This is a genomic window from Pseudooceanicola sp. DL12, from assembly GCF_056270665.1.
The window spans coordinates 2,116,447-2,141,955 of sequence record NZ_CM149884.1 but is presented as its reverse complement, the minus strand read 5'-3'; the positions used below and the strand labels follow the sequence as shown (position 1 = coordinate 2,141,955).

The 25,509-nt window shown below is 64.5% G+C and carries 24 protein-coding genes; 9 read left to right on the top strand and 15 right to left on the bottom strand.

Annotated features, from left to right (window positions below):
* Positions 1-80: 80 nt before the first annotated feature.
* Positions 81-830 carry a cytochrome c biogenesis CcdA family protein gene (locus tag AC0WR5_RS10045; protein WP_475868753.1) on the bottom strand — a complete coding sequence of 250 codons (750 nt, stop codon included), beginning with the start codon at positions 828-830 and terminating at the stop codon, positions 81-83.
* 298 nt (positions 831-1,128) lie between these two features.
* Between AC0WR5_RS10045 and AC0WR5_RS10040 the strand changes: the two genes are divergently transcribed.
* Positions 1,129-1,404 (top strand): sulfurtransferase TusA family protein, encoded by a 276-nt coding sequence (locus AC0WR5_RS10040; RefSeq protein WP_475868751.1) that lies wholly within the window; start codon positions 1,129-1,131, stop codon positions 1,402-1,404.
* Positions 1,405-1,500: 96 nt separating this feature from the next.
* Here AC0WR5_RS10040 and AC0WR5_RS10035 read toward each other — a convergent pair whose 3' ends face one another.
* From AC0WR5_RS10035 to purC, 8 genes are all read right to left on the bottom strand, one after another.
* Complete coding sequence (locus AC0WR5_RS10035; protein WP_475868749.1) at positions 1,501-4,341, bottom strand: Rne/Rng family ribonuclease; 2,841 nt, start codon at positions 4,339-4,341, stop codon at positions 1,501-1,503.
* Between the two features lie 942 nt (positions 4,342-5,283).
* Entirely contained in the window at positions 5,284-6,621 is a 1,338-nt protein-coding gene (locus AC0WR5_RS10030; protein ID WP_475868747.1) for a sigma-54-dependent transcriptional regulator, read from the bottom strand.
* Positions 6,622-6,639: 18 nt separating this feature from the next.
* The gene (locus AC0WR5_RS10025) at positions 6,640-8,355 is read right to left on the bottom strand and encodes a sensor histidine kinase (protein WP_475868746.1); all 1,716 of its coding nucleotides are present in this window, start codon (positions 8,353-8,355) and stop codon (positions 6,640-6,642) included.
* Positions 8,356-8,547: 192 nt separating this feature from the next.
* The gene (locus AC0WR5_RS10020; RefSeq protein WP_475868745.1) at positions 8,548-9,630 is read right to left on the bottom strand and encodes a hypothetical protein; all 1,083 of its coding nucleotides are present in this window, start codon (positions 9,628-9,630) and stop codon (positions 8,548-8,550) included.
* Positions 9,631-9,931: 301 nt separating this feature from the next.
* Positions 9,932-10,600 carry a phosphoribosylformylglycinamidine synthase subunit PurQ gene (gene purQ / locus AC0WR5_RS10015; protein WP_475868743.1) on the bottom strand — a complete coding sequence of 223 codons (669 nt, stop codon included), beginning with the start codon at positions 10,598-10,600 and terminating at the stop codon, positions 9,932-9,934.
* A gap of 248 nt (positions 10,601-10,848) precedes the next feature.
* Positions 10,849-11,313 carry a DUF1203 domain-containing protein gene (locus tag AC0WR5_RS10010; RefSeq protein WP_475868741.1) on the bottom strand — a complete coding sequence of 155 codons (465 nt, stop codon included), beginning with the start codon at positions 11,311-11,313 and terminating at the stop codon, positions 10,849-10,851.
* A 299-nt stretch (positions 11,314-11,612) separates the two neighbouring features.
* Entirely contained in the window at positions 11,613-11,843 is a 231-nt protein-coding gene (purS, locus tag AC0WR5_RS10005; RefSeq protein ID WP_475868739.1) for a phosphoribosylformylglycinamidine synthase subunit PurS, read from the bottom strand.
* 13 nt (positions 11,844-11,856) lie between these two features.
* Positions 11,857-12,615 (bottom strand): phosphoribosylaminoimidazolesuccinocarboxamide synthase, encoded by a 759-nt coding sequence (gene purC / locus AC0WR5_RS10000; protein ID WP_475868737.1) that lies wholly within the window; start codon positions 12,613-12,615, stop codon positions 11,857-11,859.
* Positions 12,616-12,826: 211 nt separating this feature from the next.
* On the opposite strand from purC, the gene AC0WR5_RS09995 reads away from it, so the two are divergent.
* The 3 genes from AC0WR5_RS09995 to bmt all read left to right on the top strand — a co-directional run bounded on the left by AC0WR5_RS09995 (position 12,827) and on the right by bmt (position 16,270).
* On the top strand, positions 12,827-13,144 hold the full coding sequence (locus AC0WR5_RS09995; protein WP_475868735.1) for an ATPase inhibitor subunit zeta: 318 nt from the start codon (positions 12,827-12,829) through the stop codon (positions 13,142-13,144).
* 172 nt (positions 13,145-13,316) lie between these two features.
* Positions 13,317-15,218 carry a phosphatidylglycerol lysyltransferase domain-containing protein gene (locus AC0WR5_RS09990; RefSeq protein WP_475868733.1) on the top strand — a complete coding sequence of 634 codons (1,902 nt, stop codon included), beginning with the start codon at positions 13,317-13,319 and terminating at the stop codon, positions 15,216-15,218.
* A gap of 35 nt (positions 15,219-15,253) precedes the next feature.
* A complete protein-coding gene (gene bmt / locus AC0WR5_RS09985; RefSeq protein WP_475868731.1) occupies positions 15,254-16,270 on the top strand; it encodes a betaine--homocysteine S-methyltransferase in 1,017 nt (338 codons plus the stop codon).
* Positions 16,271-16,338: 68 nt separating this feature from the next.
* Here the strand turns inward: bmt and AC0WR5_RS09980 are convergent, their stop codons facing one another.
* Positions 16,339-17,406: a PA0069 family radical SAM protein gene (locus AC0WR5_RS09980; RefSeq protein ID WP_475868729.1), complete on the bottom strand. Its 1,068-nt coding sequence runs from the start codon at positions 17,404-17,406 to the stop codon at positions 16,339-16,341.
* 200 nt (positions 17,407-17,606) lie between these two features.
* Here AC0WR5_RS09980 and AC0WR5_RS09975 point away from each other — a divergent pair, with 200 nt between their 5' ends.
* Genes AC0WR5_RS09975 through AC0WR5_RS09965 form a run of 3 tightly spaced genes read left to right on the top strand, consistent with a single transcriptional unit; the run spans position 17,607 to position 19,519 of the window.
* Entirely contained in the window at positions 17,607-18,308 is a 702-nt protein-coding gene (locus AC0WR5_RS09975) for a corrinoid protein (protein ID WP_475868728.1), read from the top strand.
* Positions 18,309-18,366: 58 nt separating this feature from the next.
* A complete protein-coding gene (locus AC0WR5_RS09970; RefSeq protein ID WP_475868726.1) occupies positions 18,367-19,041 on the top strand; it encodes a DUF1638 domain-containing protein in 675 nt (224 codons plus the stop codon).
* Positions 19,022-19,519, top strand: a complete 498-nt coding sequence (locus AC0WR5_RS09965) for a hypothetical protein (protein WP_475868725.1) — start codon at positions 19,022-19,024, stop codon at positions 19,517-19,519. The genes AC0WR5_RS09970 and AC0WR5_RS09965 overlap by 20 nt, the downstream gene beginning before the upstream one ends.
* A 4-nt stretch (positions 19,520-19,523) precedes the next feature.
* Here AC0WR5_RS09965 and AC0WR5_RS09960 read toward each other — a convergent pair whose 3' ends face one another.
* Positions 19,524-19,928 carry a SufE family protein gene (locus tag AC0WR5_RS09960; RefSeq protein WP_475868723.1) on the bottom strand — a complete coding sequence of 135 codons (405 nt, stop codon included), beginning with the start codon at positions 19,926-19,928 and terminating at the stop codon, positions 19,524-19,526.
* 138 nt (positions 19,929-20,066) lie between these two features.
* Between AC0WR5_RS09960 and AC0WR5_RS09955 the strand changes: the two genes are divergently transcribed.
* Positions 20,067-20,522, top strand: a complete 456-nt coding sequence (locus tag AC0WR5_RS09955) for a hypothetical protein (protein WP_475868721.1) — start codon at positions 20,067-20,069, stop codon at positions 20,520-20,522.
* Positions 20,523-20,587: 65 nt separating this feature from the next.
* On the opposite strand, the gene rnd is transcribed toward AC0WR5_RS09955, so the two are convergent.
* The gene (rnd, locus tag AC0WR5_RS09950; protein WP_475868719.1) at positions 20,588-21,748 is read right to left on the bottom strand and encodes a ribonuclease D; all 1,161 of its coding nucleotides are present in this window, start codon (positions 21,746-21,748) and stop codon (positions 20,588-20,590) included.
* Positions 21,749-21,890: 142 nt separating this feature from the next.
* A complete protein-coding gene (locus AC0WR5_RS09945) occupies positions 21,891-23,000 on the bottom strand; it encodes an NADH:flavin oxidoreductase (RefSeq protein ID WP_475868717.1) in 1,110 nt (369 codons plus the stop codon).
* Positions 23,001-23,098: 98 nt separating this feature from the next.
* Between AC0WR5_RS09945 and AC0WR5_RS09940 the strand changes: the two genes are divergently transcribed.
* A complete protein-coding gene (locus tag AC0WR5_RS09940) occupies positions 23,099-23,494 on the top strand; it encodes a winged helix-turn-helix transcriptional regulator (RefSeq protein WP_475868715.1) in 396 nt (131 codons plus the stop codon).
* A gap of 286 nt (positions 23,495-23,780) precedes the next feature.
* Here the strand turns inward: AC0WR5_RS09940 and purN are convergent, their stop codons facing one another.
* Complete coding sequence (gene purN, locus AC0WR5_RS09935; RefSeq protein ID WP_475868713.1) at positions 23,781-24,350, bottom strand: phosphoribosylglycinamide formyltransferase; 570 nt, start codon at positions 24,348-24,350, stop codon at positions 23,781-23,783.
* Between the two features lie 10 nt (positions 24,351-24,360).
* Positions 24,361-25,404 carry a phosphoribosylformylglycinamidine cyclo-ligase gene (gene purM, locus AC0WR5_RS09930; RefSeq protein ID WP_475868711.1) on the bottom strand — a complete coding sequence of 348 codons (1,044 nt, stop codon included), beginning with the start codon at positions 25,402-25,404 and terminating at the stop codon, positions 24,361-24,363.
* Positions 25,405-25,509: the final 105 nt, after the last annotated feature.

The following is a 25,509-nucleotide window of genomic DNA, read 5'->3' as shown; positions in this document are numbered from 1 at the left end:
GTGGTATGGCTCATGACCCTCCTCTTTCCGGCACGATAGGACGCTCCGTTCGGGAAGTTAAGGGGATATGGGAAAAGGATTTATCCCAATTGTGCGAGACCCGGGAAGGTCTCCAGCAACCAGTAGGAGAAGCGCGAGAAGCCGCCCGTCAGCATCATCAGCCCGATGGTCCAGAGCAGCAGGCCCATGAAACGTTCGATCTGCTCCATGTGGCGCTTGACCCATCCCATCAGCCCCGTCAGCCGCGGCAGGAAGGCCGCCACCAGCAGGAAGGGAATGCCAAGGCCCGCCGCATAGCAGGCCAGCAGGATCGTGCCGCGGGCGAGCGAGCTCTCCTGTGCGGCCAGCGTCAGGATGGCGCCCAGTTGCGGACCGATGCAGGGGGTCCAGCCAAAGGCAAAGGCCAGGCCCAGGATATAGGCACCAAAGGCGCTGCCGCCGCGGTCGCCCGCATCCAGCCGCGCCTCGCGGTCGAGAAAGCCGATCCGGTAGACGCCCACGAAATGTGCGCCGAGGATCATCACCACGATGCCCGCGATGGTGTTGAACCAGCCCTGCCAGGCCAGGAAGAGCGTGCCGATGGCCGAGGCGGTGAAGCCCAGGATCAGGAAGATCGTCGACAGGCCCAGCACGAAGAAGACCGCCGGCACCAGTGCCTTCCAGCGGTTGCCGGCCTGCCCCATGTCGTTCAGCGAGACACCGGACATATAGGCGAGATAGGGCGGCACGATGGGCAGCACGCAGGGGCTGAGGAAGGAGACCAGCCCCGCCATCAGCGCCACGATCATTGCCGGCAACAGGGCCGCATCCATGATTTCGATTCCGAACATGCCCAATGCCATAGCCTGCCCGCGCGGGCAGGTCACCACCCGGAATCGCACCTCGCAGTTGCGTGATCGACAGGCGGCAAGCGGCGCGCCCGATGGGGGCTCTGCCCCCGTCCTGCGGACTCCCCCGGAGTATTTCGGGAAAGATGATACCGCAGTCGCACCGGAGGCCCAGATGGAGGCCCGGATGGAGGCGCGTCTGGACCGGGCGCAGCGGCTGGTCTATGCCGGAAGAGGCCTTTGTGAAGGCCATTTAGGCCATCTTTCCGGCAATCTTTTCGGCGGCATTTCGGGAGACAGCATGACGGATCTGGCACTGGACCGGGAATATGATGCGCGGGGCATGCTCTGCCCCCTGCCCGTGCTGCGCGCGCGGCGCCTGCTGGCCGGCATGGCGCCTGGCGCGCTCCTGGGCCTGCGGGCCGACGATCCCATGGCGCGCATCGACATGCCGCATTTCTGCTCCCAGGCCGGCCACGATCTGATCTCTGCCGAGGAGCAGGACGGCGCGCTGCTCTTCGTCATCCGACGCGGCGCCCGGACCGCACCGGCAGAGGACCACCCCGCAGAGGCCTGATTCCAGGGGAATGCCCCGCAAATCAACGTCCCCGAAAGGCAAACCGCCGCCCGGATCTCTCCGGACGGCGGTCTGTCATCTGTCAGTTTGGCGGGCTCAGCCGCGCGACCACCAGCCGCGTTTCTTCGGCTTGGTCGGCTCGTCCGCGGCATTGGCCGCCCCTTCCGTCACCGGCTCGGGCTGGCGTTCCGCTTCGGCCTCCTGCGGGGCCTCCTCGGCCTCGGCCTCGGTCTCGGCTGCCGGCTCTTCGGCGGTCGCCTCCGCTTGCACTTCGGCCTCGGATTCGGCGGCTTGCGCTTCGGCCTCAGGGGCTTCGGTCACCTCTTCCGCCACCGCTTCGACCTCTGCCGGGGCTTCCGGAGCGGCGGGCGCCTCTGCGGCAACCGGAGCTTCGGCCGGAGCTTCGGCCGCAGTTTCCGCCGGGGCTTCAACCGGCGTCTCGACTGCGGTTTCGACAACCGCCGGGCCGTTCCCTGCTACAGTCTCCTCTGCGGGCGTCTCCTCGGTGGGCTTGGCGCCCTCTTCGGAGGCCGCTTCCGCCTCGGTCACCTTCGGCTTGCGGGACCGGCTGCGCTTGCGCCGGGGCTTCGGCGCATCGCCGTCTCCCTCGCTCGCCGCTTCGCCGGTCGCGGCGTTGTTTTCGACGGCGCTCTCCGCACTGTCCTCTGCGGGCGCTTCGGCCGCCTCGGAGGCCGCCCCTGCGCCGGCTTCGGCGCCGCTGTCGCCGCCCTGACCGTTGGTCTCGCCGTTCTCGCCGGCCATGGCGTCGTCACCAGAGCCGTTCTGATCCTCGCCGTTGCCGGATTTCTTCTTCCGCCGACGGCGCCGACGGCGTTTGGGCTTCGGCTGTTCCTCGGTGGTCTCGGCGCCGGCCGCGGGGGCTTCGGTCTCGTCCGACTCCTCCTCGACCTGATCCTCGATCTCCTCCGCCTCGTCCAGGCCTTCCATGAGCGAGCCGTCGGCCGAGATCACATGGGTCACCTCGGCGACCTTGCGGGTGGCGGTCTTGAACTTCTCCATCTCGAAGTCGGGGCTGACCAGGTGTGGCTCGCCCTCGATGCGCACGGCCATGCCATAGCGCGCTTCGATCTGCGCGACATGCTCGCGCTTCTGGTTCATCAGGTAGTTGGCGATGCCCACCGGCACCTTGACCAGCACTTCGCGGGTGCGGCGGCGGGTGCCCTCTTCCTCGATCTGGCGCAGGATGTTCAGCGCCATGTTGTCGTCGGAGCGGATCAACCCGGTGCCGTGGCAATGCGCGCAAGGCTGGGTCGTGGCCTCGATCATGCCGGGGCGCAGACGCTGACGCGACATTTCCATCAGCCCGAAGCCCGAGATCCGGCCCACCTGGATGCGGGCGCGGTCGGTCTTCAGCTTGTCCTTCATCCGCTTCTCGACGGCGAGGTTGTTCTTGCGCTCGTCCATGTCGATGAAGTCGATGACGATCAGGCCCGCAAGGTCGCGCAGACGCAGCTGGCGCGCGACCTCCTCGGCCGCCTCCAGGTTGGTCTTGGTCGCGGTCTCCTCGATCGAGCCTTCCTTGGTGGCGCGGCCGGAGTTGACGTCGATGGCCACCAGGGCCTCGGTCACGCCGATCACGATGTAGCCGCCGGATTTCAGCTGCACCACCGGGTTGAACATGCCCGACAGGTAGCTTTCCACCTGGTAGCGCGCAAACAGCGGCAGCGCCTCGGTATAGTTCTTCACGTTCTTGGCGTGGGACGGCATGATCATCTTCATGAAGTCCTTGGCATTGCGGTAGCCCCGCTCGCCTTCTACCAGAACCTCGTCGATCTCGCGCGAGTAGAGGTCGCGGATCGAGCGCTTGATCAGGTCGCCTTCCTCATAGATCTTCGCCGGCGCGATCGACTGCAGCGTCAGCTCGCGGATCTGTTCCCACATCCGCTGCAGGTATTCATAGTCGCGCTTGATCTCGGATTTCGTCCGCTTGGCACCGGCGGTGCGCACGATCAGGCCCGCGCCCGAGGGCACGTCGATCTCGGCGGCGATCTCCTTCAGCTTCTTGCGGTCCACCGCATTGGTGATCTTGCGGGAAATGCCGCCGCCACGGGCGGTGTTCGGCATCAGCACGCAGTAGCGGCCGGCCAGCGACAGGTAGGTCGTCAGCGCGGCACCCTTGTTGCCGCGTTCTTCCTTGACCACCTGCACCAGCAGGATCTGACGCACCTTGATCACTTCCTGGATCTTGTAGCGCTTGGGGCGCGGCTTGCGGACGCGACGGATGTCCTCGTGGTCGTCCTCTTCGGCGACGCTCTCGATCTCGCTGTCCTTCTGACCCGCATCCTTGCGGCGACGCGACCGGCCACGACCGGACTGATCGTCCTCGTCGTCATCCTCGTCGCCATCGTCATCGGACAGGTCATCCTCGGCGCCATCCTCGTCATCCGAGGCCGCCTCTTCCGGTTCCTCGACCGGGGTGTCCTTGACCGTCTCCATGGGCGAGCTGCCCTCGTCCACGGTCTCAGATGCGCCGTCTTCGCCCTCGTCGAGGTCGATGGTCTCCATCCCCTCGATGTCCTGGCTCACCTTGGCGTCGTCGCTGGTGGCATCCTCGGCCTTTGCCTTGGATCGCGAGCGCCGTTTCTTCGGCTTCTCGTCTTCCTCGTCACGCGCCCTCATCGCCTCGGCATAGGCACGCTCTTCCTCCATCAACGCCTCGCGGTCGGCGACGGGGATCTGGTAGTAATCGGGATGAATTTCCGAAAAGGCCAGGAAGCCATGGCGGTTGCCGCCATAGTCGATGAAGGCGGCCTGCAGCGAGGGTTCGACCCGCGTGACCTTTGCCAGGTAAATGTTGCCAGCTAGCTGGCGTTTGTTCTCGGATTCAAAGTCGAATTCCTCGACCTTGTTGCCGTCCACGACCACGACACGCGTTTCTTCGGCGTGTGTGGCATCGATAAGCATCTTCTTTGCCATTGGTTCCATATGCACAGCCTGCGCCCCCGCCACCCGGAGGTGCGAGGGTTCGGAAGCTGCGACTGTCAGGGGCAATCAAGGCGGCGGCGACGACATGGACTGAGGTACCGCATGCGGCCCCCCATCTTCCTGTCTCGATCCTCACACGCCTCATTGCGTTTCTTCTCCAGCGGCGCTCCCCGCGCGTGCCACTCCTCGTCGGGAAGGCCGTTCGCAGAGGGCACGCCGCCCATTCTTTACCGGGCAGGCCCTCGGGCCCTCCGGCGATGCGCAAACCCCTTTCGGGGTTCAATCGGTCTGACTCGGGGGCGGGCTTTGCGTCCTGCGCGCCCCTCGTCAGCGAAACTCTCTCGGTCCGGGAATGCCCTAAGACCGTTTCATGAACATAAGGTGCAGAGGTGCCTGTTGACAATGAGGAAAATCACACAACCGTGACGCGAGGCGCGTTTTCCTGCCGTCACGGCACCCCGGCCCGGCAATATCCCGCACCCTTGGCACCCCGCGTCTTCCCCGCCACAGCCCATGCGGGACGGCCTCCAAACAGCCCAGGCGCGTCTTTCCGCGCCCTGCCCGCGCGCCACCGGCCACTTCCTGCCACCCCGTCCGTGCAGGGGCACGAGGGCGCAAAAAAATGCGGCACATTCCCGCTCTCGCGCGCGCAAACCGCGTCGGGACCGCCCGGTGCGCCTCCCCGGCGGCCGGCCGCGGATGACGCCAGGATCCGCGATACGAAAAAAGGGCGCCGTCACCGTGGCGCCCTTTTCTCGACTGTCGGCCCAGGCCCGGGCCTCGGGAGCCTCCGGCGGGGATATTTATGGCCAGATGATGAAGAGCGTGACGCTCCCCCGTCATCTGGCCCCCGTCATCTGGCCCCCGTCATCTGGCCCGAAATATCCCGGGGGAGACGCGCGGCACGCGCGGCGGGGGCAGAGCCCCCTTACCTCACTGCAGGTAATCGGCCCGCTGCAGCCCGTATTTCGCCATCTTCTCGTTCAGGGTCCGGCGCGGCAGGCACAGCTCCTCCATCACGCTGGCGATCGAGCCCTTGTGGCGGCGCATGGTGTTGTCGATCAGCATGCGCTCGAAGGCTTCCACGTATTCCTTCAGAGGCTTGCCCTCGGTGGTCATCACCGGCTGCATTTCCTCGTGGTCGCTCATCAGCAGGCTGGCGATGGTGCCCGAGCCGCGGCGCGACTGCAGCACCGCCCGTTCGGCCACATTGATCAGCTGGCGCACGTTCCCGGGCCAGGGCGCCTGCAGCAGCTGCGCCGCCTCCTGGGCCGAGACTTCGGGAGTCTCGCAGCCATATTCATCGGCAAACTGCTCCGACAGGCGGGTGAACAGCGCCAGGATGTCCTCGCCGCGCTGGCGCAGCGGCGGCACGGTGATGCGCAGCGCCGCCAGCCGATAGAACAGGTCGGGGCGCAGCACGTCCTCGCAGGTGCGGTCCTGCTCCTGCAGGTTCGAGATCGCCACGATCCGCGTCTCGCCCGGCATGCCCTGCTCGTTGATGACCGAGAGCAGCCGCGCCTGCAGGCTGTCCGAAAGCGCCTCGATGTCTTCCAGCACCAGGGTGCCGCCGCGGGCCTCCTCTATTGCGGGCAGCTGGCTGTCCTCGGGCATCATCGGGCCGAAGAGCCGCTTCGACAGCTGGTCCTCCTCCAGCGCCGCGCAGCTGACCAGCACGAATTTCTTGCCGGCGCGCGCGCCGACCGCATGCAGCGCATGGGCCACCAGCGTCTTGCCGGTGCCGGTCTCGCCGTCGATCAGCACATGCCCGTCGGCCTGGCCGAGGTCGAGGATATCCTCCTTCAGCCGCTCCATCGCCGGCGAGGTGCCGATCAGCTTCTTCATGATCTGGCCGCCGTCCGAGAGCTCCTTGCGCAGCTGGCGGTTGTCCATGGTCAGGCGGCGGGCATTGGCGGCCTTCTTGGCCAGCGCCGTCATCTTGTCGGGGTTGAAGGGCTTTTCGAGGAAATCGAAGGCCCCCAGCCGCATCGCCTCGACCGCCATCGGCACGTCGCCGTGCCCGGTGATCATGATCACCGGCAGAGAGCTGTCGCTGCCCATCAGCTTCTTCAGGAAGGCCATGCCGTCCATGCCGGGCATCTTGATGTCGCTGATCACGATACCGGGGTAATCCGGCCCCAGCTTCTTCAGCGCCTCCTCGGCGCTCGGGAAGGTCTCGGTGTCATAGCCCGACAGGGCCAGCCACTGGCTGATCGACTGACGCATGTCCTGTTCGTCATCGACGATCGCGATCTTCATGGCTTTTTGCATAATCTACTCCGCTCCGGATTATTCTGCGGCTTCTATTTCTTCAGACAAGATAGGAAGCTGTACTTCAAAAACAGCCCCACCCCCTTCGGCGTTCCGCGCCGTGAGGCGTCCGCCGAGGTCGTTGACGATGCCCGAGGAGATGGCAAGGCCCAGTCCGACCCCCTCTCCGGGCTGCTTGGTGGTGTAGAAAGGCTCGAACAGCGCATCCAGATCCTGGATGCCATAGCCGTTGTCGCGCACGGTCAGCGTGGCGGTTTCCCCCGCCGACAGCAGGATGTCCACCTGGGCATCCTCCACGCTCGCCGTGGCGTCGAGCGCATTGCGCAGCAGGTTGATCATCACCTGTTCGAGGCGCACCCGGTCGGCCATGACCATCACCGGTTTCTCCGGCAGGGCGCGGGTGATGCGCACCTTGCGCTGGCGCAGCTGCGGCTCCATCATCGACAGGGCCGAGGCCAGCGCATCCCCAACGTTTACAGGGCCAAAGCTGTCTCCGCCCTTGCTGGCATAGCTCTTCAGCTGCCGCGTGATGGACCCCATCCGCCCGATCAGGTCGTCGATGCGCGAGAAGCTCGAGAGCGCCTCGTCGGGCCGGTTGCGGCGCAGCAGCAGCATGGCGCCCGCCAGGTAGGTCTTCATTGCCGCCAGCGGCTGGTTCAGCTCGTGGCTCACCGCCGCCGACATCTCGCCGAGCGCCGCCAGCTTCTGGCTCTGGGCCAGGGTCTGTTCCGCCACCTCGAGCGATTTCTCCATCCGTTCGCGCTCGGCGATCTCCCGCTGCAGTCGCTCGTTGAGTGCGCGAAGATCCGCCGACTCGCGCTGGAACAGCGCCATCCGCAGCATCGTCTTGCGGCTCAGCGCATAGAAGGCCAGCGCCAGCAGGATGGCGAATCCCATGATCTCGAGCGCGATCACCCCGTTCACCTTCTCGCGGACGGACTGATAGGTGGTATAGCTCGCCACCTGCCAGCCGCGGAACGGGATGCGCGAGGTCACCCGCATCACCGCCTCGCCCTGCAGGTAGCCATCCGCATCGCTGGCCCAGTCGGTCGTGGCCAGCAGCGCGCGCTCGATGGCGCTGTTGGGGGTCTCGCGCGCCACCGCCTGCTGCTCCGTCAGCCCGCGCCAGAGCGGCTCGGTCGACAGGATGATGTTGCCCTGGCTGTCCATCACCAGCAGCGCGTCGGAAATCCCCGCCCAGGCGCGCTCGAACTTCTGCAGGTCCACCTCCACGACGATCACGCCGATGGGCTGGTTGTTCTGCTCGATCCGCCGGGAGTAGGTGAAGAGGTAGCCGCCGGAATCCCGCGGCTCGACCGCAAAGACCGTATCGTTCGATCTCAGCGCCTCGACATAGACGCTGTCGTTGCGGTGGTTCTCGCCCAGGCGGTTGCGATCCGTCGCCGCCACCGTGCGCCCGTCCTGATCCAGCAGCATCAGGCTGGCAGCGCCGATCTCGTCGACAAAGCTGATCAGCCGCTGGGTCGAGCGCGAGTAATCGCCGGAATTCAGCGCCCCGATCAGCTCGGGGTCGCGCGCCAGCAGCTGCGGCACGATCGAGTTGCGGCGCAGCTCGCTCACCAGGTTGGCGCCAAAGAGCGCCAGCCGCAGTTCCGCGCGGTTGCGCGTGGTCTCGGTGAAACGGTTCATCAGCATGGCGTTGGTCACCAGGACCACCGTGACGACAAGCACCAGGAACACGCCGAGGGCCAGCCTCGCGCGCCAGGATATCATGCGTCCGGGACGCCCCGCTTTTCTCTCTCTGCCTGCCATTGCGGCAGATTACGCCGGGGCGCGCCTCCGCTCAAGGTCGCCTGACGTCAAGGTGAACGTCCGCCGTGCCGCCATGGGCGAGGCGCCGCCTATGCCGCCTGCACCGCCATGACCGGCCCGGCGCGCTCCCCCGGGGCGCGTCCCCGGCTCCGGTCAGCCCAGCCAGAGCCGCCGCTTGCGGCGGAAGCGCCGCAGGGTGCGCGCGGTGCCCCGCAGGTTTTGCGCGAGCGCCGGGTCCTGGCGCTCGCGCGTCAGCCGCAGGCGCAGCGCGGCAAGCCGTTGCGCCGCGCTCAACGGCCGGCGGCCGGCGCCCCCGATCTGCGCCACCAGCGGATCGCGCAGATCCGGGCTGGCATTTGAAAAGAGCCGGACCAGCACCTGCGGATTGCGCCGCAGGGCCTCCGCCAGCTGGGAAAACCCCGAGACCACGCCGGTGACCTTGTCGTCACCACCGCCGCTGACCGACCCGAAGTAGAGCCTCCTGCCCCCGGCCAGCGCCATCAGATCCGCCAGCATCTCCAGGTTCCGCCCCCAGACGTCGCCGCCCTCCAGCTCGTGCAGCGGCGTCCCGCCGGTGTCGGGCACATCCGCCAGGGTCACCACCTCGGCACAGCCTGTCAGCAGCCCGCGTGCGACCTGCTGCACCTCGTGGCTGTCGGTGCACAGCAACAGCCGTCGCCCCTGCACCGCCGGTGCGATCCAGGCCAGGAACCCTTCGAAATCACTGCGATAATCACTGTGCCGCACATGCACCGCATCGTAATCCGCCCCCAGCGACAGCAGCCGCCGCGCCAGGGCATCCGCCGCCGGGCGGGTCAGCGCCAGGTGCTGCAGCGCCAGCAGGCTCTCGATCCCGCCGCGGCATTGTTCCTGCACCAGCAGCGTCTCGGGGTGGTCGCGCCCATGGTCAAAGGACATCAGCGTGCCGCTCTCCACCAGGCGATAGTTGCCCTCGGAAAACCTCGTCTCGTAGCTGTCGAGGCGATGGGCCACCGCCGCCGGCTGCACGTCATCGAGCGCGTTCAGCTCCGCAAGCAGGTCCTCCGTCAGCTCGAGGAAGGGCACGTCGAAGCCGTCCAGCGGCGTGAAATACCGCGACAGCGGATCGTGCAGCCCGCTCTGGGTGGTGTCGACGATCAGCGCCCGGTGATGGCGCGCGGCATAGTCCCGGCAGAGCGCGATCTGCACCATGCAATCATTGAATCCGCCCCTTGGCCGACACAGCAGATAGCGCATGGCAATCCGTCCTTGTTTTCTCGGCCCGCCTGCGCGGACCCTCAGTTTGCAAACTACCCTGTTGCGTTTTGCAATCTGGGCTCGAAAATCTGCAAAGACCTCATGCGGGATTTGCAAAGTTTTCGCAAATTCAATTGCGATCAAGAACTTGCTTTTGTCCCGCTCGCCCGTGTCTTCAGCTCTGCCAGGAGGCGGAAATGCAAAACGCGGCACCTCTCGGGGCACCGCGCATCTTGGCTTGGACGAGCTGCCACTCTGGCCCCTTCAGGCCCAATCACCTCTTCAGCCCCGGTCAGCCGCGTCAGGCAGAGACCAGCGCCTCCATGATCCCGGAGAACAGCGGCAGGCCGTCAGTGCCGCCATGGGCCTCGTCGGCGGCCCGTTCGGGATGGGGCATCATGCCCAGCACCCGGCGGTTCGCGCTCAGCACGCCGGCGATGTCGCCGGCCGAGCCGTTGGGGTTCTCGTCATAGGTAAAGGCGATCCGGTCCTCGGCCTCCAGCTGGGCGCGCAGCTCGGCATCGGCCTGGTAGTTGCCGTCGTGGTGCGCGATCGGGATCGAGATCTGCGCCCCGGCGTTGTAGCCGCGGGTAAAGATGCTGTCCGAGGTGCGCACCGTCAGCGGCACATGGCGACAGATGTACTTCAGCCCGGCATTGCGCAGCAGCGCCCCCGGCAGGATCCGGGTTTCCGTCAGGATCTGGAAGCCGTTGCAGACGCCGAGGGCATAGCCGCCCCGCTCCACGTGCCGCTTCAGCGAGCCGCAGATCGGCGAATTCGCCGCGATGGCCCCGCAGCGCAGGTAGTCACCATAGGAAAAGCCGCCCGGCACGCCGACGATATCCACGCCCTCGGGCAGATCGGCCTCCTTGTGCCAGACCATCGTCACATCGGCCCCCGCACGCGTCAGGGCGACCTGCAGGTCACGGTCGCAGTTGGACCCGGGAAAGACGAGGACGGCGGCTTTCATGGCGGCACTCCGATGCTGGTACGGCGCTGAAGAATATGAGGCGCTCTTACCCCGCAAGCGCCCGCGCGATCAACCCCGAAGCGCCCCGGGGGCGGCGGAGATCGCCGGGGGCCCTGAACGGCCTCCATGGGGGCTCTGCCCCCGGCAGGCGCGGCCTGCCTCCCCCGGGATATTTCCGGCCAGATGAAAGAGCCGCCCGGTTCTGCCCAGCTCCGGATCGGTTCCGGCCCGGTCATGACCGGCCCCGCTCAGGTCCGGGTGACCCGGGCCTGCCAGCAGTTGTTGCGCGCCGAGCGGATGTCGACGAAGGCCACCTCTCGCCGCGCCAGCAGCGCATCGACATAGCCCGCGATCGCCGGCACCGGCGTCACCTGTCCGGTGCCGTAGATGATGCGCTCGTCCGCGCCATAGGCCTTGACCAGGTAGTCCGGCGCGGTGGTCAGCTCGTCGGACAAATGCTGCGCCGTCCCGGGGGCGCAGTCCGCCGCGCAGAGAAAGGCCGGCCCGGTCTCGGCATAGGGGTGCAGCCCGCGGAAGGGGCGCAGGCCGAAGACCAGCATCTCTGCCCCCTGCGGGATCTGCCGCAGGCAGTGGCGGCACGGCGCAGCGCTCCAGGGATTGGCGATCCGCTCCGCCGGCTGGCCGTTGTCATCGGGGGCGCCGGCCCGCAGGGCGCGGGCATGCTCGGATGAAATTCCGCGATAGGTTGTCATGTCTCTCTCCGTCGGTTTCCAGACCGCAAGGATGCCACCGGTTCCCGCCCCGGGCCGACCCGGATCCTGCGCATTCGGCCGGGCTGCGTGCGCTGTGTTAACCGGCCCGGCGCCCGAAACCGCACCGACGCGATACCGCCAAAATACCGACGTAATACCGACGTTGGAATGCGCCGATTTCAATGCGTTAACACGAATCACGAAAAGACCCCGCCGGCCGGTTTGCCGCGGGGTCTTCCCAAGACGTGGATCTGTCGATTTCGGGTCGCTTCGCCCCGAGGATAGCCCCCGGGGTTGCCTCAGGCCAGCTCGACCGTGTAGCTCTCGATCACGGTGTTGGCGAGCAGCTTCTCGCACATGTCCTTCACCGTTTCCTCGCTGGTGCCCTCGGCCAGGTCCAGCTCGATCACCTTGCCCTGGCGGACCCCTTCGACGCCGTCGAACCCAAGGGCTCCGAGGGCATGGCGCACGGCCTCACCCTGGGGGTCGAGAACGCCGTTTTTCAGCATGACATGAACGCGGGCCTTCATCGGCAGGGCTCCTTCAGTTGATCAGCGTGGGCTTGGACGGCCCGGTATTCTTCGGCATCACGCCCAGGCGGCGGGCCACTTCTGCATAGGCGTCCGTCAGGCTGCCCAGGTCGCGGCGGAACACGTCCTTGTCGAGGTGCGCACCGGATTCCACATCCCAGAGGCGGCAGCTGTCGGGACTGATTTCATCAGCAACGACAAGGCGTTGGAAGTCGCCTTCGTAAACGCGGCCGATCTCGATCTTGAAGTCGACCAGCTTGATGCCGACCGCCATCATGATGCCCGACATGAAGTCGTTGACCCTGAGCGCGAGGTGCACGATATCGTCCATGTCCTGCTGGCTGGCCCAGCCGAAGGCGGCGATATGTTCCTCGGTGACCAGCGGGTCGCCAAGTTCGTCATTCTTGAAGCAGTATTCCACGATCGGGCGCGGCAGCGGCGTGCCTTCCTCGATCCCCAGGCGCTTGGAGAGCGAGCCGGCGGCAAAGTTGCGCACGATCACTTCCAGCGGAATGATCTCGCAGCTGCGGCACAATTGCTCGCGCATGTTCAGCCTGCGAATGAAGTGCGTCGGCACGCCGATGTTGTTGAGGCCCGTCATGAAAAATTCGGAGAGGCGATTGTTCAGAACCCCCTTGCCCTCGATCACGTCCTTTTTCTGGGCGTTGAAGGCAGTGGCATCATCCTTGAAATACTGGACAATCGTTCCCGGTTCCGGGCCTTCGTAGAGGATCTTTGCCTTGCCTTCGTAGATTTTCTTGCGTCGCGCCATGGGCTTGCGGCCTCTTCTCTGGGGGCGAGAGAGTCTCGCCTTTTCGCCCTCTTAGATCATGGGGCGCATCGGGGCAAGCGAGCCCTTGCGGATGCCTTGCTTTCAAGGCGCAGTGCGGCACCGGAAAGGCTGGGCCGCCGTGAATTTTCGCGTTAGGATTGCGGCGCGCTGCCCGCCAACCCGTCATGTATCCATCAAGGGAGACGACCATATGACGACCTTCGACGACCGCGAGAAAGCCTTTGAAGCCAAGTATGTACACGACGAGGAAATCCGCTTCCGCGCCCGCGCGCGCCGCAACCGTGCCATGGGCCTCTGGGCGGCCGGGTTGCTTGGAAAGACCGGTGAAGAGGCCGGGCTCTACCTCGCCGACCTTCAGGCCCTCGCCTTTGGTGCCGATGGCGAAGCGGTTCTGAAGGCGCGTCTGGCGCAGGATCTCGAGGGCCTGGCCGATGCACCCTCGATCGAGGCCCGGATGATCGCGGAACTGTCGATGGCGCAACAATCCGTGGCTTACGATCCAGATTAACGTCACCATGCACGACATTGATTGTAAATAACATTCACCAATTCAAGGCGCGCGCCTCCAGCGCATATCGGCTTGGCTTTGTCCAATTCGACGGGTTTCGCTGGCCTTGAATTAAGCTGTCGGCAATAAACGCTGCGTACCCCTGTCCCTTGAGTGTGGAAGGGGAAACGTCATGAGCTTGGCTATCGGCGCGCGTCTGCGGGCCCGACGGGGATGGGTGCGCACGGTGGTGCCCCTTGCAATCGGGATTGGCTGCCTCTGGTTGCTCGCTCAGCGCCTGCATTCCCTCGATCCGGTGCTCATGTGGCAATCATTCCGCGCAGTTACCCCTGTGGAATGGATGTCCGCCGGCCTTGCCACAACGGTCAGTTTCTGGGCCCTCGGGCGGTATGATGCCCTCATCCATCGCCACCTCCGCACCGGCGTGTCGGAACGCGAGGCCCAGCTTTCAGGCATGTCCTCCATTGCGCTGGCCCAGGTGCTGGGCCTCGGCGTGCTGACCGGCACCTTGGCGCGCTGGCGGTTGCTGCCGGGTCTCGGGCCCGTCCGCGCCGCACAGGTCACCGCCGCCGTCGCCGCCTCCTTCCTGATGGCTTGGGCCGTGATCGCGGCCCTTGCCTGCCTGGCTTTCGCGCCCAGCTTCCTGCCCGGCTGGATGGCCCTTTCGGCGCTTGCCCTCGGCTTTCTCCTGCCCGGTGTCAGCCTCCTCGTCCCCGAGATGCGGTTTTCCCGCTGGCGCCTGCGCCTGCCATCGATCCAGGCGATGAGCGGCATCACCTTCTTTGCCCTGGTCGACACCGTGGCGGCCGCGCTCGCCCTGCATATCCTGCTGCCGGACGGCATCGCCTTCACACAGCTGCTGCCCGCCTTCCTGCTTGCCCTCGGCGCCGGTCTCTTTGCCGGCACGCCCGGTGGCGTCGGCCCCTTCGAGCTGACGATGCTGGCGCTGCTGCCCATGCTTCCCGAAAGCGAGATGATGGCCGGCATCCTGGCCTTCCGCTTGATCTACTATGCAATTCCCGCGCTCCTGGCCGCTGGCCACGTGCTGCGCACCCGCAACGCGGCCGAGCCGCAGGAGCGCCATCGCGTTCCCCGCACCGTGCCGGAACTGCTCCTCGACCACGCGCCGCGTTCGGAATGCGGCATTGCCCGCCAGAACGGCGCCCGACTTCTGGGCTGCGCGCAATCCGGCGGCATCGTCGTCGCGACACCGCAGAGCCTGACCCTCCTCTTCGATCCGCTCGCGGGCAACCTTGCCCCGCTTCTGCCACGGCTCGCCGCCGCCGCCCGCAGCAGCAACCGCATGCCCATAGTCTACAAAAGTTCTGCACGTCAGACACTTCAGGCCCGTTCCTCAGGCTGGAAGGTCGCCCGCGTTGCCGACGAGGCCATCGTCGACACGGCAGGGTTTTCCCTCGACGGACCGCGCCACCGTCAGCTGCGCCGCAAGTTGCGTCATGCGGAAAAGGCCGGCGTCACCATTACCTCTCCGGAGGATCTGCCCCTGGCCTGCATGGCGCGTCTCGACACCGCCTGGAAGGAGGCGCACGGCCTTGCGCGCGGGCTGTCCACCGGTCGCTTTGCCCCGTCCTACGTGGCGCGACAGCGCGTCTATTGCGCCTGGGCCGAGGATGAACTGATCGCCTATGTCACCTTCCACGCCAACCACAACGAGATGTGCCTGGACCTCATGCGCCATGGCCCGGGCCTGCCAGATGGTACCATGCACCTGCTGATTACCGCCGCCATCAAGGATGCCGCCGAGGCCGGCCAGCCGCTCTCGCTTGCAGCCATTCCGGCAAGGGATGTGCCCGGTGAGCCGCCAATGCTCGCGCGGCTGCGCGATCTCATTGCCCGGAAATCCGGTGGCGACGGCTTGACCCGCTTCAAGGAGAGCTTTGCCCCGCGCCGTGCCCCGCTCTACATGGCCGCACCATCGCATCTGTCGCTTATTCTGGGCGCGATCGACCTCGCCCTGGCCATGCGCAGGCCCGCGGAAACCGCTGATCCCCTTTCAACCAGCGACGATGACGCGTATGACGGACGCGGGATTGCCCCGGCTGCCCCCATGTGAGAAGCGCAGCCGAGAGAAACCGCAAGGAGTCCGTTATGACGAATGCCCTCTCCCGCCTGCTGGAGACCCGGGACTGGCTGATGGCCGATGGCGCCACCGGCACCAACCTCTTCAACATGGGGCTCAGCTCGGGCGACGCACCCGAAATGTGGAACGAGGAGCACCCGGACCGCATCAAGAAGCTGTACCAGATGGCCGTTGATGCGGGGTCCGACATCTTTCTGACCAATTCCTTCGGGGGCAATGCCTCGCGCCTGAAACTGCACGGCGCCGAGAAGCGCGCCGGCGAGCTGTCGCGCATATCCGCAGAATTGGGCCGCGAGGTGGCCGACAAGGCCGGCCGGCCGGTCGTCGTGGCCGGCTCCGTCGGCCCCACCGGCGAGATCATGGCCCCCATGGGCCCGCTGACTCACGAGGTCGCGGTCGAGATCTTCCACCAGCAGGCGGAAGGCCTGAAGGAGGGCGGAGCCGATGTGCTCTGGCTCGAAACCATTTCTGCCCCCGAGGAATACCGCGCGGCCGCCGAGGCCTTCAAGCTGGCCGACATGCCCTGGTGCGGCACCATGAGCTTTGATACCGCCGGGCGCACGATGATGGGCGTGACTTCCGAAGCCATGGTCAAGATGGTGGAAAAACTGGAAAATCCGCCGATCGCCTATGGCGCCAACTGTGGTGTCGGCGCGTCCGACCTGCTCCGCACCGTGCTCGGCTTCTCGGCCATGGGCGTCGAGCGGCCAATCATCGCCAAGGGCAATGCCGGCATCCCGAAATACGAGGACGGCCATATCCACTATGACGGCACGCCCGAGCTGATGGGCGAATACGCCGTGATGGCCCGAGACTGTGGCGCCACGATCATTGGCGGCTGCTGCGGGACGATGCCCCAGCACCTCGAGAAGATGCACGAAGCACTCTCGATGCGTCCCCGCGGCCCGCGTCCCACGCTGGACGAGATCGCGGCCAAGCTTGGCGGCTTCTCTTCGGCAACAGACGGAACCGGCGATCAGTCCGACGCCCCGGCCCGGCGCGCCACCCGTCGCCGTCGCGGCTGAATTCTAAATATACCTTCAAAAGCGCCCCTTACGGGGCGTTTTTCATTTCTGATGCAGAGCGCCCTCGCTCAGAACAGGCTCAGCTGCTCCCCGGGCTTCACCGGCACGCGAAACAGGTCGCACCGCAGCTCCGGCTGCGCACGATCAAGGCCAAGCCGGCGGGCGGCAGCACGAAACCGCTGATTGATCATTGCGGCATAGGCGCCTTCTCCACGCATCCTCCGATGCCATTCCGCGTCATACTCCTTGCCGCCGTGCATTTCCTTCAGCCGGGTCATCACGCGCTTGGCCCGATCCGGGTAGTGCTCTGCGAGCCAGTCCTGAAACAGTGGAGATACCTCACGTGGCAGGCGCAGCATGATCCAGCTCGCCGACGTCGCCCCCGCCCTGGCACAGGCCTCCAGGATCTCCTCCACCTCGGCGTCGGTCAGTCCGGGAACCACGGGAGAAACCATCGCGCGCACCGGGATACCCGCACGCGCCAGCTTGCGGATCACCTCGAGCCGCTTTTCCGGGGCGGGCACCCTCGGCTCCATCTTGCGGGAGATATCGCGGTCCAGGGTCGTGACCGATATCCCGACCCGCACGAGGCCCAGCTTCGCCATCTTGCGCAGGATATCGACGTCGCGAAGGATCCCAGTGCCCTTGCTGACGATGGCGACCGGGTGCCGGTACTCCAGCAGAACCTCCAGACACTCGCGCATGATACCACGCGCCTTTTCAACGGGTTGATATGGATCTGTATTCGTGCCGATTGCGATTGGGGCCACGCTATAGCTGCGCCGCCCCAACTCGCGCGAGAGCACCTCTGCCGCATTCGGCCGCGCAACAAGGCGCGTCTCGAAATCCAGCCCGGCAGAGAGCCCGAGGTAGGCATGCGTCGGGCGCGCGAAGCAATAGATGCAGCCGTGTTCGCAGCCGCGATAGGGGTTGATCGACCGGTCAAAGGGCAGGTCCGGCGAGCGGTTGTACGTGATCATGCTGCGGGCGATCTCTTCGGTCACCTCGGTGCGCAGCACGCGGTCATCATCCTCTATGACTTCCCAATCAAAATTATCGGGCACACGCTCAAATCGTTCGTATCTGCCGGTGGCATTGCTGCCCGCGGCGCGCCCCTTGCGTCGTTTCGCTTCCATCGGATGAGACTCGGTTGAGAACATAAGGCGAACATACTACCGCCGCCCCATGATCTCCATGAATTTTTTTCAATATTTCTTTCCGTCTGAGCCTGTATAAGTCGGCAGTATCGCGCGATCTGTCGGTTTCCGGAAAGTCGATCCTCTGGTTTCAGACAAGGCTGACAGCAAAGGCGCGCAACCAAGACACAGGAAATCACATGTCCGACGAAGAAGACGATATCATCCTGTCCGAGCTGGATGACGACGAACTGACCCAGCAGATGATGGACGACCTCTACGACGGTCTGAAAGAAGAGATCGAGGAGGCCACACGCATCCTGCTCGACCGCGGCTGGACACCCTACGACATCCTCACCAAGGCCCTGGTTGCAGGCATGACCATCGTGGGCAACGATTTCCGCGACGGGATCCTCTTCGTGCCCGAGGTACTCCTTGCGGCGAACGCGATGAAGGGCGGCATGTCGATCCTGAAGCCGCTCCTGGTCGAGACGGGCGCCCCCACGATTGGCAAGATGGTCATCGGTACGGTCAAGGGCGACATCCACGACATCGGCAAGAACCTCGTCGCCATGATGATGGAAGGCGCCGGATTCGAGATCGTCGACCTCGGCATCAACAACGCGGTCGAGAATTATCTGGATGCCGCAGCGAAAGAGAACGCCGACATCATCGGCATGTCCGCGCTGTTGACCACCACGATGCCCTATATGAAGGTCGTCATCGACACGATGAAGGAACAGGGCATTCGCGAGGATTACATCGTCCTGGTGGGCGGTGCGCCGCTGAACGAGGAGTTCGGTGCGGCCATCGGTGCCGACGCCTATTGCCGCGACGCCGCCGTGGCGGTCGAGACCGCCAAGACCTGGATGGCGCGCAAGCACAATGTAAAAGTCGGCTGACAGACCGCCTTCGGCCAGCGCCGCCAATGCGGCCCTGGCCACTCAGAAAGGCTTCACCATGCCTTCCAATCTCCCACTGCCCGCTGATGAAGACCTGACCCTTGCTGGTGCCGACCTGCGCAGCAGCGCGCCGGAGAACGACAGGCTGTTGCTGATCGCCTGCGGGGCGCTTGCGCGCGAGGTTCTGGCCCTCAAGCAGATCAATGGTTGGGATCACATGGAGCTGATCTGCCTGCCGGCGATCCTGCACAATGCTCCCGAAAAGATCCCCGAAGCGGTCCGCGACAGCTTCAACAGGCATCGCGCGGACTATGACCGGATCTTCGTGCTCTACGCCGATTGCGGCACCGGTGGCCTGCTTCAGGCCATGTGTGACGAGCTGGGCGTGCAGATGTTGCCCGGCCCCCATTGCTATGCCTTCTTCGACGGGATCGAGACCTTCGAGGCGCGGGGTGAGGTCACGGCTTTCTACCTGACGGATTTCCTGGCCCGACAGTTCGACGCCTTCGTCTGGCAGCCTCTGGGCCTCGACCGCCACCCCCAGCTTCGCGACATGTACTTTGGCAACTACGATCGTCTGGTCTATCTGGCCCAGACCGAGGATCCCGGCCTGACCGTCCAGGCGGAAGAAGCCGCCGCACGTCTGGGCCTTGCCTTCGAAAGGCGCTACACGGGCTATGGCGATCTTGCCACGGCACTATCCGGAACCAGTAATGGACCTACTACAGACTGATTGCAGCCAATGCGCGGCGCTCTGCTGCATCGCCCTCGCTTTTGACAAGGGGCGCGACTTCGCCTTCCACAAGAACCCGGGGCAGCCCTGCCCGAACCTCGATCGCCACAGCTGCACCATCCACGACAGCCTCGAAAGCAAGGGCTTTGCCGGCTGCGTCAAATACGATTGCCTTGGTGCCGGAAACCGTGTCGTGCAGGAGGTCTTCAACGGCCGGTCCTGGCAAAAGGATCCAATGCTGACCCGCCCGATGATCGAGGCCTTTGCCGGGATGCGGGAGGTTCACAAACGGATCGACCTCCTCCGCGCTGCCGAGGCCCTGCCTCTCGACACGCCCGATGATCAGACCCGGCGTGAATACCTTGCCCAGATGGAGGAGATCCACTGGTCCGGCCAACGCCTGAACGATTTCGAGGTCGGAATGGCGCTCGAAATTGACATCTTCGTGCACGGGCTGCGCCGGTACGTCCCGCGCTGAGCCCTCAGTTCGGTGCCTGCTCCTGGATCCGCTTGATCATCGCCCGTAGCCCATTCGACCGCTGGGCCGACAGGTGCTCCTCGAGGCTTATCCGGGACAGCTCGGCCTGGGCATCGACCCCGGAGAGCTCCTCCATGGGAACCCCGTTGTACAGCGCGCGAAGCACCGCGATCAGGCCCCGCACGATCATCGCATCGCTCTCGCCGTCAAAGTAGAACTTGCCGTTCTCGGGGCGTGGATGCAGCCAGACTTGGCTCGCGCAGCCATCAACCTTGGTAGCCGGCACCTTGAGCGCATCCGGGAGCGGATCCATCGCCTTTCCGAGATCGATCACATGGCGATAGCGGTCCTCCCAATCCTCGAGAAACTCGAAATCCTCGACGATGTCCTCGAATGCCTGCTGCGCCATGACCGTCTCCTTTTTCGTGCTGTTTTCACGTAAGACCACATGCCGCGAAGGTCCAGCCCCCGCCGAGTGCAAGCGCCATCTTTTCAATGGCGCTCTCGTGGGTTAGACGGGGTTGCACCATTCCGGAGGCTTCGACCGATGCGCAAGAGTGTTCCCCTCGTCCTGATCGCCGCCATTGGCCTGTCCGGCTGTGGCATGTTTGGCGGTTCCCGGTCGAGCCAACCGGCCGTGACGGTCAGCGATAACGCGCTCCTGCCGGAAAAGGCACGGGTTAAACCGCTCGATACCCGCACCCCGATTGCTCATGTCGACAAGGTCGAAGTGGCCCGGCTGCCCGGTGGAATCATCGTGACGGCGACCGGCACCGCTGCGGCTCAGGGCGCCTACGACGTGGCTCTCATCCCGAATGCCGCGGGCCCGATCGATGGCGTCTGGCAATATACTCTCGTCGCGAACCAACCCGCCGGTCAGCCCGTCGGCACCACGGCGTCGCGCCAGGTCATCGCCGCCACGCGATTCTCCGACGCCGAGCTTGCCGGCGCGCGCTCGATGCAGATCCAGGGCGCAACCAACGCCCTGACAGTACGCCGCTGACGAAAACGGCGCCTCTCTCGGGCGCCGTCTTTTGATCCATTTCCAAAGGCTTCAGGTCCGGCGCCCTACTTCAGCTCGTAGGTGATGACCTTCTGCCCCTTGGCAGCCAGGCCAATTTCGCCGTCGCAGAGCCTCAGGGCCTCCTCCCCAAAGACATCGCGCCGCCAGCCATGCAGGGACGGCACATCGCGCTCGCCGGCGGCCAGCGCGTCCAGCTCGGAGGTGGCTGCAATAAGCTTGGCCGCGACGCCGGCATTTTCCGATTTCGCCTTGAGAAGAACCCGCAGGAGATCAGCGAGCGCCGGATTCACCTGCAGCTTTTCCTTGCTCTTGTCGGGCCGTGGCAGCTCGTTCTCGGGGCATTCCATACCGGCCTTCACGGCGGCCAGGATGCCATCCGCTATCTCACCCTTGCGCGCCTCGCGCAGCAACAGGCGCGAGCGTGACAGGTCCTGCGCCGATTGCGGCTTGGTCGAGGCCAGCTCGACCAGAGCGTCATCCTTGTAGACCCGATTGCGCGGGACGTTCTTGGACTGCGCATAGGACTCGCGGAAACGTGCCAGTTCGCGCAGAACCCCGAGGAACCGACCGGAATTGGTGCGGGTCTTGACCCGCTCCCAGGCATTCTCCGGGCGCACGATATAGGTCTCCGGATTGGTCAGAACGCCAAGCTCCTCGGCAACCCATTGTTCGCGCCCGGCCTTCTTCAGCTCGGCTGCAAGGTATTCATAGATGTTGCGAAGGTGCGTCACGTCGGCGAGCGCGTATTTCTTCTGGGCTTCCGTCAGAGGGCGACGGGACCAGTCCGTAAAGCGCGAGGATTTGTCCAGTTGCTGACGGGCGATCTTTCGGACCAGGGTTTCATATCCCACCTGTTCGCCGAACCCACAGACCATGGCGGCCACCTGGGTGTCGAACAGTGGCTCGGGAATCAGACCGGCATCGACGTAAAAGATCTCGAGATCCTGCCGTGCGGCGTGGAACACCTTGACCACGTTGGTGTCGCGGAACAGCTCGTACAATGGTTCGAGAGAGATGCCCTGGACAAGCGGATCTACCAGGACGGCATCCTGGTCATCGTTGCCGGGCACAGCCAGCTGGATCAGACAGAGTTGAGAGTAGTAGGTGCGCTCACGCAGAAACTCGGTATCAACTGTCACATAGGGATGGGCCTTGGCCCGCTCGCAGAAGGCCGCCAGACCTTCGGTCGTCGTAATCGTCTGCATCTCGCACTTTCATCAGGTCACGGGGTCATCCCGCGTTTTTCTTTCTCTTAATGCGACGATCATGCAATGGAAAGGGCGGCAATGCCGCCCTTTCCCGCTTTACATAGGGCTTGCGCCCTCGCGTTCTCGGCTTTGCTCTGTTTCAGACCAGTTCGGCCAGATCGGCAGCGTCAAAGCCGCGCAACTCATCCGCAGCGCCCCGATGGACCTTCTCGACCCATTCCGGATCACTCAACAGGGCGCGCCCGACGGCGATCATGTCGAATTCTTCCCGCTCCATGCGAGCAAGCAGCTTGTCCAGCGGCGTGACCTCGGAGCTTGCACCTCCGAAGGCTGCAAGGAACTCGCCAGAGAGGCCCACGGACCCCACCGAAATCGTCGGCACGCCTGTGATCTTCTTCGCCCAACCGGCAAAGTTCAGACCGTACTCGCCATCGATTTCGGCAAACTCCGGTTCCCAGAAGCGGCGTTGCGAGCAGTGCAGGATATCGACACCGGCATCGACCAGCGGCTGCAGCCAGCGTTCCATCTCCTCCGGCGTCGTGGCCAGCTTGGCCTTGTAATCCTGTTGCTTCCACTGACTTACACGCAGAATGATCGGAAACTCCGGACCAACCGCTGCGCGGACCGCCTTGATCACCTCGACGGCAAAGCGCGAACGTGCCTCGATGGTGTCACCACCCCAGGAATCCGTGCGCAGGTTCGTGCCCGCCCAGAAGAACTGATCGATCAGGTAACCATGTGCTCCATGAAGCTCGGCCACGTCAAAGCCCAGGCGCTTGGCGTCTGCCGCCGCGCTGGCAAAGGCTGCAATGGTTGCCTCGATGTCCGCTTCGGTCATGGTGACGCCACGCGGGTCATCCGGGCCGACCAGGCCAGAAGGGCTCTCAACCGGAGCTTCCGGTTCCCATTTGCCGCCACGAGTTGACCCCGTATGCCAGATCTGCGGTCCCATCTTGCCGCCTGCGGCGTGGACCGCGTCGATCACGTCCTTCCAGCCTTCCAATGCCTTGCCGTGGAAGAAGGGAATGCCTGGCAGGTTGCGCGAGGCCGGGCGATCGATCACCGTCCCTTCGGACAGGATCAAGCCCACGTCGTGCTGTGCACGACGCGCATAGTAATCGACCTGTGGCTGACCGGGCAGCCCCTCGGGCGCCATGCCCCGGGTCATCGGCGCCATGACGATACGGTTCTTCAGCTCCAGCCCCTTGTAGCTGAACGGGCGAAACAGGGTGTCGATGGAATTTGTCATCGGGCGTTCCTTTTCAAAACATCGGCGAGAAGGTATATTTGGGAAACTTGGTGTCAATGACGCACCTCAAACTCACCACGTCACCTCGAGGTAACCTGATGGAAGATCTGGATCACAGCCATGCCTGGCAGAAATGCGGGCCTCAGGCGTTTTCCGCCGATTGCCCCACCCGCGAGTTGTTTGACCAGATTGCAGACAAGTGGTCGATGATGATCCTGACGGTGCTGGATCGCGGTCCCGCCCGTTTCAATCAGATCAAGGCTCGGCTGGAGGGGATTTCCCAGAAGTCGCTTGCCCAGACCCTGCGCAAGCTCGAGCGCAATGGCCTGATCAAACGGGACGTGCTGGCAACCTCTCCCGTCGCGGTGCAGTACACGCTCACCGACCTGGGTGCGACGATCCTGCCACCCTTCCGTGCCCTATACGGATGGACAAAAACCCATCTACCCCAAGTCATGGAAGCGCGCGCCAGCTATGACACTCAACATAAATAGATCATTTTTCGTGATACTTCAGGCCATAAACATTCGTTTTCGTTACATCCAAATCTGAGCTATTTCCACTGCACTCCACGTCTGCAGAGGATCAGTTTAAATGTTCAATTCGGCCGCACTTCCCCAGGATACTTCGCGCTCGCATTGGCCGATCTCCGCCCTCGTTGCCATGGCCTTTGTTGCCATACTGCTTCTGGGCAGCGCTTTCGTACCGGCAGCAGATATGCCCCGCGACATGATATGGCGCGGCAATTCAGCTAGCCTTCCTGCCTACAGATAGGTTTGATCAGCCCCGCGCCGCGAACGCGCGCAGCATCTCGGGGTAAAGCCTGTGCTCTTCCGTCAGCACCCGCGCCGCGAGGCTATCGGCCGTATCGTCCGGCAGAATGGGCACCCTCGCCTGCCCCAGGATCGGGCCGCCATCCAGCTCTGCGGTAACTTCATGCACAGTGCACCCTGCTTCTGCATCGCCGGCTTCGATGGCGCGCGCGTGGGTGTGCAATCCCTTGTACTTGGGCAATAGAGACGGGTGGATGTTCAGCATCCGACCCTCGAAATGCCGGATAAAATCCGGCGCTAGGATGCGCATAAAGCCAGCCAGGCAGATGATGTCCGGCGACACTGCATCAAGATGTTCGATCAGCTTGGCCTCGAAGGCCGCCCGGTCCTTGCCAAACGGCCTGTGATCCACAGCCACAACGGGCACGCCCATTTCAACGGCTCTTTTCAGCCCACCGGCTTGAGGGTCATTCGACAGGACCAGTACGGGCCGGGCAGGATGATCGCCGGTCATGCTTTCGACCAGGCGGACCATGTTTGATCCGCTCCCGGAGATCAGGATAGCAACGCGTTTCACCCGGTCAGCCTCACGCCGCGCCGTTGAAATAGGTGATCCCGCTGTCCTCGGTGACCGCACCCAAAACCGAAACCGTTTCGCCCGCCCCTTCAAGCAGCGCTTTCAGGGCATCCGCCCTCTCAGGTGACACGATCAGGACCATGCCGATGCCGTAGTTGAAGGTCTTCAGCATCTCGTGCTCCTCGATCCCGCCAACCTCCCGCAGCCAGCCAAAGACGCCTGGCTTTGCCCAGGCTTCAAGGTCGATACGCGCGCCCTTGCCCTCGAGCACGCGGGGCAGGTTTTCCGTCAAACCGCCGCCGGTGATATGCGCGAGGGCGTGCACGCCCCCTGCCCGCACGGCCTCAAGGCACTGCCGCACATAAAGGCGCGTAGGCGTCAGAAGAACTTCTCCCAGCGTGCCCTCTCTCCAAGGACAGTCTGCGTCCCAGCCAAGCCCTGAAATCTCGACGATTTTCCGTACCAGCGAATAGCCGTTCGAATGCACCCCGTCAGAGGCCAGGCCCAGCAGGACGTCGCCCGCAGCCACGCCGGACGGCAGATCACTGTCCCGTTCCATCGCCCCTACGGCAAATCCCGCAAGATCAAAGTCGCCCTTGCCGTACATCCCCGGCATTTCCGCCGTTTCGCCACCGATCAGGGCACAGCCCGACAGTTCACAGCCCTTCGCGATTCCCTCGATAATGGCGGTGGCCTCATCGAGCTCGAGCTTGCCGGTCGCGAAATAGTCGAGAAAAAAGAGCGGCTCGGCGCCCTGGCAGACCAGGTCATTCACGCACATGGCAACGAGATCGATGCCGATGGTGTCCACATGCCCGGTATCTATGGCAATCCGCAGCTTGGTGCCCACACCATCCGTTGCGGCAACAAGGATCGGATCCTCGTAGCCGGCCCCCTTCAGATCGAAGAGCGCCCCGAAGCCCCCAAGGCCGGACATCGTGCCGGGGCGGTTCGTGCGCTTGGCCGCGGGCTTGATCCTGTCCACGAGGGCATTGCCCGCATCGATATCCACACCCGCGTCTGCGTAGGTGATGCCGTTCTTGCCTTGGGTCATGTCTGGCTCCTTGAGGACGATCGCGATCCGGTTAGCGGATCGTCCCGTTTCACGCAATGCGAAAGCCCGACCGGACACCGATGCATCGTGAGTCCTCCCGCCTTT